General features: G+C 63.3%; 8 protein-coding genes. 7 read left to right on the top strand and 1 reads right to left on the bottom strand.

Annotation, left to right across the window (positions count from 1 at the left end; genetic code table 11):
* Window positions 1-39: 39 nt before the first annotated feature.
* On the bottom strand, window positions 40-1,287 hold the full coding sequence (locus ABWP92_RS05910; RefSeq protein ID WP_353234435.1) for an FAD-dependent oxidoreductase: 1,248 nt from the start codon (window positions 1,285-1,287) through the stop codon (window positions 40-42).
* Between the two features lie 558 nt (window positions 1,288-1,845).
* On the opposite strand from ABWP92_RS05910, the gene rpsB reads away from it, so the two are divergent.
* The 7 genes from rpsB to ispC all read left to right on the top strand — a co-directional run bounded on the left by rpsB (window position 1,846) and on the right by ispC (window position 7,827).
* Entirely contained in the window at window positions 1,846-2,598 is a 753-nt protein-coding gene (gene rpsB / locus ABWP92_RS05905; protein WP_353234434.1) for a 30S ribosomal protein S2, read from the top strand.
* A gap of 108 nt (window positions 2,599-2,706) precedes the next feature.
* Window positions 2,707-3,600: a translation elongation factor Ts gene (tsf, locus tag ABWP92_RS05900; protein ID WP_353234433.1), complete on the top strand. Its 894-nt coding sequence runs from the start codon at window positions 2,707-2,709 to the stop codon at window positions 3,598-3,600.
* A 70-nt stretch (window positions 3,601-3,670) separates the two neighbouring features.
* The gene (gene pyrH, locus ABWP92_RS05895) at window positions 3,671-4,393 is read left to right on the top strand and encodes a UMP kinase (RefSeq protein ID WP_353234432.1); all 723 of its coding nucleotides are present in this window, start codon (window positions 3,671-3,673) and stop codon (window positions 4,391-4,393) included.
* A gap of 47 nt (window positions 4,394-4,440) precedes the next feature.
* Window positions 4,441-5,001, top strand: coding sequence for a ribosome recycling factor (frr, locus tag ABWP92_RS05890; protein WP_353234431.1), 561 nt, complete (start codon window positions 4,441-4,443; stop codon window positions 4,999-5,001).
* A 33-nt stretch (window positions 5,002-5,034) separates the two neighbouring features.
* The gene (uppS, locus tag ABWP92_RS05885; RefSeq protein ID WP_353234430.1) at window positions 5,035-5,772 is read left to right on the top strand and encodes a polyprenyl diphosphate synthase; all 738 of its coding nucleotides are present in this window, start codon (window positions 5,035-5,037) and stop codon (window positions 5,770-5,772) included.
* Window positions 5,773-5,803: 31 nt separating this feature from the next.
* Window positions 5,804-6,658 (top strand): phosphatidate cytidylyltransferase, encoded by an 855-nt coding sequence (locus ABWP92_RS05880; protein ID WP_353234429.1) that lies wholly within the window; start codon window positions 5,804-5,806, stop codon window positions 6,656-6,658.
* On the top strand, window positions 6,655-7,827 hold the full coding sequence (ispC, locus tag ABWP92_RS05875) for a 1-deoxy-D-xylulose-5-phosphate reductoisomerase (protein ID WP_353234428.1): 1,173 nt from the start codon (window positions 6,655-6,657) through the stop codon (window positions 7,825-7,827). Before ABWP92_RS05880 ends, ispC begins: the two co-directional genes overlap by 4 nt.
* Window positions 7,828-7,839: the final 12 nt, after the last annotated feature.

Raw genomic sequence — 7,839 nt, 5'->3', positions numbered from 1 at the left:
CAATGCGTCAATGCGTCAATGCGCACTGATTACTAGATACTAGAACCGGTGCGCGCTGAAGGCCTCCAGCGCCATTGCCATCGGCGCTCCGGCGATTTGATTGGCCAGCAGCCGCGCGCTGCCGCAGGCCAGCGCCCAGCCGCTGGCCCCATGGCCGGTGTTCAGCCACACACTGGGAATGCCGCTGGGGCCGATCGCGGGCGCTCCGTCGGGCAGGGTGGGGCGGGCGCCGCGCCAGATCTGTATTTTTTGCGGTGAAAGCTGTGCGCCTCCCGGAAACCAGCCGGAGAGTGCCGAGTACAGCTTCTGCAAGGTGTCGGGATGGTGCTCGCCGCCGCCGTGGCCGAGCTCGGCGCCGCCGGATACGCGGACCCGCTGGCCCTGCCGCGCGATGGTGATGCGATGCACGGGATCGATCACCGTTCCCTGTGGCGCGTGCAGATCCTCGCGCAGCGCGGCGCTGAGGGTGTAGCCATGGACGGCGGCCATGGGCAGGTGGAGTCCGAGCCGTTGCAGCAAGGCGGCGCTTGCGAGCCCCGCGCAGAGCACCACGGCATCGGCGCGCCGTGGCGTTTGCTCGCCGGCGATCTGCAGTGTGGCCGGATGGGTGGAAACCGACTCCACCCGCGCGTTGAACACGAAGCTCACGCCCAGCTCCTGCGCCGCATAGCGCATCACCTGCGCGAACAGGCGGCAGTTGGCGGATTCGCCGCCGGGCGCGTGCAAGGCGCCCAGCAGGGCGACATCGCCCGAGAGCGCGGGCTCGATCAGCCTTGCCGTGTCGGCATCGATTTCCTCGATCGTCTGGCCCGAGTCGCGCAGCAATTGCGGCACGGGCTGGATCTTCCTGATGTCGTTCTTCGTGCGCAGCAGCACCAGCATGCCGTGGCTGGTTTCGATATCGACGTCGAATTCGGCGGACAGCTTGCGGGTGCGCTCCAGGCTGTAGCGTCCCAGTTGCTCCAGGGCGGCGAGGGTCGTTGCGGCATTGGCCGAGCGTGCCGCCTTGCGCCAGCTCCACAGCCAGGCATATTCGGCCCGGCCCGCGCCGCGAACCATGCGGAACGCCGGCTGCCGGCCCCAGAGCAGGGATGTGGATGCCGCGCCCACGCCCGCGGCGGCCCAGGGAATCAGCAACGAGGGCGCGAGCAGGCCGGAACTCGCGAAACTGGCTTCCTCGGCGGCGGCGCTGCGTTGCTCGTACACCGTCACGCGGTGTCCGTCGCAGGCCAGTTCATATGCAGTGGCAATGCCTACGATGCCAGCGCCCACAATGGCTATTTCCATGGAATCTCAATAATTTCTTACGATCATTTGTCCGTTCCATCGCATATCTGGCGGTTACGGCCTCGCGGATGCTCCGCGAAATCCGGGCTGCCGGTGATGAATTCTGCATTGTGCGCTGGCTGGCTCCTCCCTCGGGCGAGCCGGAGATCCGTGAAGACCAGGATCAGCAAACAAGCGTCAATTGATGGACGGCGATACAGTCTAGGATGTTCGCGGCCCTGTCGTTGTGCAATCGCAAACGATTTTTACCTTGTGAAGGTTTTCGGCGACAGGCCGACAGGCGATCAAGCATGCATGCCGTGCAAGCGGCGGAACCTAGCCGCGGGATAGCCGTGGGAGATGTGCTAGAATCCTAGGGTTTTGCCGAGTAGTGTCTTTGTTATTGCACACGGTCAATTTCCCTGTTCGAAAGAACGGGGCGGCTGTAGTGCTCTTGAGGATGCGCATGGCGGAACAATCGCAAACCAGGTCCGTCAAGGTGTTGCCGCTTCTGTTCTTGAGAATGAGCGCGGCGATTAATCGGGCCAGGATTTAAGACCCAACCTTTGGAGAAATATCATGTCCGTCACGATGCGCGAAATGCTCGAAGCCGGTGTCCACTTCGGCCACCAGACCCGTTTCTGGAACCCCAAGATGGCCCCGTTCATCTTCGGCCATCGCAACAAGATTCACATCATCAACCTGGAAAAGTCGCTGCCGATGTTCCAGGAGGCGCAGAAGTTCGTCAAGCAACTGTCCGCAAACCGCGGCACGGTTCTGATGGTCGGCACGAAGCGCCAGGCTCGCGAGATCCTCAAGGAAGAAGCAACCCGCGCGGGCGTTCCTTTTGTTGACCAGCGCTGGCTGGGCGGCATGCTGACCAACTTCAAGACCGTCAAGACTTCCATCAAGCGCCTGAAGGACATGAAGGCTCAGCAGGAAGCCGGTCTCGAGTCCATGAGCAAGAAGGAACAGCTGATGTTCTCCCGCGAGCTCGATAAGCTCGAGAAGGACATCGGCGGCATCCAGGATATGAACGCCCTGCCGGACGCCATTTTCGTGATCGACGTGGGCTACCACAAGATCGCGATCGCCGAAGCCAAGAAGCTGGGCATTCCGCTGATTGGCGTGGTTGACTCCAACCATTCCCCGGAAGGCATCGATTACGTGATCCCCGGCAACGACGACTCGGCCAAGGCCGTGGCGCTGTACGCCCGTGGTATCGCTGACGCTATCCTCGAAGGCCGCGCCAACGCGGTGAACGAAGTGGTCAAGGCAGTTTCCGCCGAAGGCTCCGACGAATTCGTGGAAGTGGACGAAGCCGCTGCCTAATTGAAAAAAGGCCGCGCGACTCGTCGCGAAGAAAAGCGGGGCCTCGAATGAGCCCCCTTTTTTTTAGCCTTCAATCCGTAACGAACTGAACTGAACTGGAGAAATACGATGGCAATTACCGCAAGCATGGTTGCAGAACTTCGCGCCAAGACCGACGCGCCGATGATGGAATGCAAGAAGGCCCTGACGGAGGCCGACGGCGACATGGCCAAGGCGGAAGAGCTGCTGCGCGTGAAGCTCGGCACCAAGGCAGGCAAGGCCGCTTCGCGTATCGCTGCTGAAGGCGTGATCACCGCTTTCGTCAACGGCACGACGGGCGCCATGATCGAAGTGAACAGCGAGACCGACTTCGTGTCCAAGAACGACAGCTTCATCGCCATGTCCAACGCCGCGGCCAAGCTGATCGCTGAAAAGAACCCTGCCGACGTGGCTGCCCTGTCCGCGCTGGCTTACGAGCAGGACGGCTTCGGCCCCACGCTGGAAGACGTGCGCAAGGGCCTGATCGGCAAGATCGGCGAGAACATGTCCTTCCGCCGCTTCAAGCGCTTCGATGGCAGCAACCTGGCTGTGTACCTGCACGGCACGCGCATCGGCGTCGTGGTCGAGTACGAAGGTGATGCAACCGCCGCCAAGGACGTGGCGATGCACATCGCCGCCATGAAGCCGGTGGCCCTGTCGTCCGCCGAGGTGCCTGCCGACCTGATCGAGAAAGAGCGTTCGGTCGCCGCCGCCAAGGCCGAGGAATCCGGCAAGCCCGCGGACATCGCAGCCAAGATGGTTGAAGGTTCGGTGCAGAAATACCTCAAGGAAGTTTCGCTGTACAACCAGGTCTTCGTGAAGGCCGCCGACGGCAAGCAGACCGTCGAGCAGATGCTCAAGGCCGCCAACACCACCATCAAGGCGTTCACGCTGTACGTCGTGGGCGAAGGCATCGAGAAGAAGGCCGACGACTTCGCGGCTGAAGTGGCTGCGCAAGTTGCAGCCGCCAAGGCTGGCGCCTGACGGCCCGGACGCCGCTTGCCCGATCCATCACCATTTCCTTCCTTTTTCATTGCCTAACGGAGAACCTCCCATGACCCTCGCCACACCAGCCCACAAGCGTATTTTGCTCAAGCTGTCTGGTGAGGCGTTGATGGGGGATGATCAGTTTGGCATCAACCGCGCGACCATCGTGCGCATGGTGGAGGAAATCGCCGAAATCACGCATCTTGGCGTCGAGGTGGCGGTGGTGATCGGCGGCGGCAACATTTTCCGTGGCGTGGCTGGCGGCTCCGTCGGCATGGATCGCGCCACGGCCGATTACATGGGCATGCTGGCGACCGTGATGAACGCGCTGGCGCTCGCCGATGCGATGAACAAGCAGGGCCTGACGGCGCGCGTCATGTCCGCCATCGGCATCGAGCAGGTGGTCGAGCCCTATGTGCGCCCCAAGGCGCTGCAATACCTCGAAGAGGGCAAGGTGGTGGTGTTCGCGGCCGGCACGGGCAATCCGTTCTTCACGACCGACACCGCGGCCGCGCTGCGCGGCGCTGAAATCGGCGCCGAACTGGTGCTCAAGGCCACCAAGGTGGATGGCGTGTATACCGCCGATCCGAACAAGGATGCCACGGCCACCCGCTACGCCAAGCTCACGTTCGACGAAGCCATGACGCGCAACCTCGGCATCATGGACGCGACCGCGTTCGCGCTGTGCCGTGACCAGCGCCTGCCGATCCGCGTTTTCTCGATCGTGAAGCCCGGCGCACTCAAGCGTGTGGTCATGGGTGAAGACGAGGGCACACTGGTGTACGCTTGAGGGTTTTTCAGCCCTCGTGAGCTGCGCCCCCCGCTGAGGAGAACCATATGACCATTGCCGATATCAAGAAAACCGCACAGACCAAGATGGACCAGTCCATCGAAGCCTTGAAGCACAATCTCTCCAAGGTCCGCACGGGTCGTGCCAATCCGCAGTTGCTGGACACCATCCACGTCGAGTATTACGGCTCCATGGTGCCGCTGTCGCAGGTGGCCAACGTGTCGCTCCTGGATTCGCGCACGATCAGCGTGCAGCCCTGGGAGAAGAACATGGGCGCCAAGATCGAGAAGGCCATCCGCGAAAGCGACCTGGGCCTGAATCCTGCATCCATGGGTGATTTGATCCGCGTTCCCATGCCTCCCATGAGCGAGGAGCGCCGCCGCGAGATGACCAAGTTGGCGCGCACCGAGGGCGAGAACTCCAAGGTGGCGATCCGCAATCTGCGCCGCGACGCCAATGAAGGCGTGAAGAAGCTGGTAAAGGACAAGGAAGCCTCCGAGGACGATCAAAAGCGCTCGGAAGCGGAAATCCAGAAGCTCACCGACAAGCACATCGCAGACATCGACACGCTCGTGGCGGCCAAGGAACAGGAAATCCTGGCGATCTGACGCGTGCGTCAGAAAACCGATTTGCCGCTGTTCATGACTTCATCATCTAGCGTCATTCCGCATCACATCGCCATCGTCATGGACGGCAATGGACGCTGGGCGACGCGCCGCCTGCTGCCGCGTCTTGCGGGACACAGGCAGGGTGTCGAATCCCTGCGGCGCTGCGCTCGTGCCTGCGCCGAACGTGGCGTCGGCGTGCTCACCGTGTTTGCTTTTTCGTCCGAGAACTGGAACCGTCCCGCCGACGAGGTTTCCGGCCTGATGGACCTGCTTGCCAAGGCGCTCGCGCGCGAGGTGCCCGACCTTCACCGGGACGGCGTGCAACTGCATTTCGTGGGCGACAAGGCCAGCCTGTCGGAGAAGGTCCGCGCGGGCCTCGAGCAAGCCGAGGCGGTCACGGCGGGCAACACGCGCCTCATCCTGAACGTGTGTTTCAACTACGGCGGCCGATGGGATATCGCCCATGCCGCCGCAGCGCTTGCGGCGCGCGGCGAGCCCATCACGGAGGCCAGCCTCAACGCCGCCATGTCGCTCTCGCACGTGGCCGACCCCGATCTGCTGATCCGCACCGGCGGCGAGATGCGCATCAGCAATTTCCTGCTATGGCAGTGCGCGTATTCCGAGCTTTATTTCAGCGATCGCCTCTGGCCCGAATTCGACGAAAAAGCCCTGGACGAGGCGATCGCGGCCTATGCGTCGCGCGAGCGCCGGTTCGGCAAGACCTCGGCGCAGGTGCGCAAAACATCGCGGCCCGTCTCGACGCTGGCCTGATTTCGTCATCCATCGAACAAGGGGCCGCCGGATGCTCAAACAACGTGTCATTACCGCCCTGGTGCTGCTGGCCATCTTGCTGCCGGCGCTGTTTTATTCGAACACCATTCCCCTGACGGTCGTGCTGCTCGTGCTCGTGGCGGCAGGGGCATGGGAGTGGGGGCGCCTGAACGGGCTGGGCGGCGTTGGCCCGTTCGTCACGGGCGCAGCCTGTCTGGCGGCGTGCGGCGCGAGCTGGTGGATGGGCTGGACGCAATCTCCGCTGCCGTATCTCTGGGCCATCGCCGGCGCCTGCTGGGTTCTGGGCGGAGCCTTCCTGTTGCGCGGCGGGGTGGACGGCTGGCCGAAGATTCCCGCCGCGCTGCGCATTGCCGGCGGGGTTCTTGCGCTCTGGGTGACATGGCTGGCCGTGGTGCAGGCGCGCAATATCGGCATCAACTACCTGCTGTCGATCCTGACACTGGTCTGGGTGGCCGACATCTTCGCCTATTTCTCGGGCCGCGCATTCGGGTTGAAGTTCACCCGCAACAAGCTTGCCCCCGCGATCAGTCCCGGCAAGAGCTGGGAGGGCGTATGGGGAGGCATGGCCGGAGTGATCGTGCTGGCCATCGTCTGGGCCGTCGTGGACGCCGCGAGCCAGGCGCCGGTGGCAAGTTTTTATTCGCGCCTTGCAGCCAGGGGCTATTGGCTCCTGCTGCTGGGCGCCGTCTTCATGGCCGCCATGAGCGTCGTGGGCGATCTGGTCGAATCGCTGGTCAAGCGCAGTGCCGGGATGAAGGACAGCAGCAACCTGCTGCCCGGCCATGGCGGAGTGCTTGATCGCATCGACGCGCTCTTGCCCACGCTGCCGCTTGCCATGATGCTTACTCATTTCGCATCTGCATGAAACAACGACTGACTGTCCTGGGGTCCACGGGCTCCATCGGCACCAATACCCTGGACGTGGTGGGCCGCCACCTCGATCAATACGAAGTCTTCGCGCTCAGCGCCTCCACGCGCGTCGAGTCGATGCTCGCGCAGTGCGCCCGCTTCAAGCCGCGTTATGCCGTCATGGCGAGCGCCCCGCATGCCCGGGAACTGGCTGAAAAGCTCAAGGCGAACGGGCTTGGGACCGAGGTGCTGTCGTCGGCGGATGCGCTGGAAGTGATTTCCGCGCATCCCGACGTGGATGCCGTCATGGCCGCCATCGTGGGCGCCGCGGGATTGGCTCCCTGCATAGCGGCCGCCCGCGCGGGCAAGCGCCTGCTGCTGGCCAACAAGGAGGCGATCGTCGTTGGCGGCGAGGTGTTCATGAACGCGGTCAGGGACGGCGGCGCGACCTTGCTGCCCATCGACAGCGAGCATTCCGCCATCTTCCAGAGCCTGCCTGAAGATGCGTCGACCTGGGCGCGGCGTGTTGACCATATTCTGCTCACCGCTTCAGGAGGGCCATTTCGCACACGCGACCCCGCTACGCTCAAGGACGTGACGCCCGATCAGGCCTGCGCACATCCCAATTTCGCGATGGGACGCAAGATTTCCATCGATTCAGCCACCATGATGAACAAGGCGCTCGAGGTGATCGAGGCGCGCTGGCTCTTCAATCTCGCCCCTGAGCAGATCAAGGTGGTGATCCACCCGCAGCAGATCATCCATTCGATGGTGCAGTTCGTGGACGCATCCATCATCGCGCAACTGGGCACGCCCGACATGCGCGTGCCGATCGCAGTGGGCCTTGCCTGGCCCGAGCGCATCACGAGCGGTACCCCCAAGCTTGACTTTTCGGCGCTGGCGGCGCTCACTTTCGAGGAGGCGGATGCGAGGCGTTTTCCCAGTCTGCACCTATCCTGGCAGGCGCTGCGCGCGCCGTCGGGCACCACGGCGGTGCTGAACGCGGCCAACGAGGTGGCCGTGGCGGCCTTCCTGTCGGGCCAGATCCGCTTTGACCAGATTCATCGCATCAATCTTGAAACTTTGGAGCGTGTGATACCGTCCAATCCGGATTCCCAGCAGGCGCTCATGGCGCTGGATGCGCAAGCCCGCGCAGCCGCCCGCGAGGCGGTATCCAGAACCTGACGGCCTGACGGG

It is taken from the genome of Diaphorobacter ruginosibacter (genome assembly GCF_040396215.1).
Taxonomy (GTDB): Bacteria; Pseudomonadota; Gammaproteobacteria; order Burkholderiales; family Burkholderiaceae_C; genus Diaphorobacter_A; species Diaphorobacter_A ruginosibacter_A.
Note: the sequence above shows the minus strand (reverse complement) of the source record. Positions and strands in the feature narration are given on the sequence as shown.

Excerpts from the sequence above, each read along its gene's own strand:
- ABWP92_RS05910 (WP_353234435.1), bottom strand. The coding sequence starts at position 1,287 with ATGGAAATAGCCATTGTGGGCGCTGGCATCGTAGGCATTGCCACTGCA.
- rpsB (WP_353234434.1), top strand. The coding sequence starts at position 1,846 with ATGTCCGTCACGATGCGCGAAATGCTCGAAGCCGGTGTCCACTTCGGC.
- tsf (WP_353234433.1), top strand. The coding sequence starts at position 2,707 with ATGGCAATTACCGCAAGCATGGTTGCAGAACTTCGCGCCAAGACCGAC.
- pyrH (WP_353234432.1), top strand. The coding sequence starts at position 3,671 with ATGACCCTCGCCACACCAGCCCACAAGCGTATTTTGCTCAAGCTGTCT.
- frr (WP_353234431.1), top strand. The coding sequence starts at position 4,441 with ATGACCATTGCCGATATCAAGAAAACCGCACAGACCAAGATGGACCAG.
- uppS (WP_353234430.1), top strand. The coding sequence starts at position 5,035 with ATGACTTCATCATCTAGCGTCATTCCGCATCACATCGCCATCGTCATG.
- ABWP92_RS05880 (WP_353234429.1), top strand. The coding sequence starts at position 5,804 with ATGCTCAAACAACGTGTCATTACCGCCCTGGTGCTGCTGGCCATCTTG.
- ispC (WP_353234428.1), top strand. The coding sequence starts at position 6,655 with ATGAAACAACGACTGACTGTCCTGGGGTCCACGGGCTCCATCGGCACC.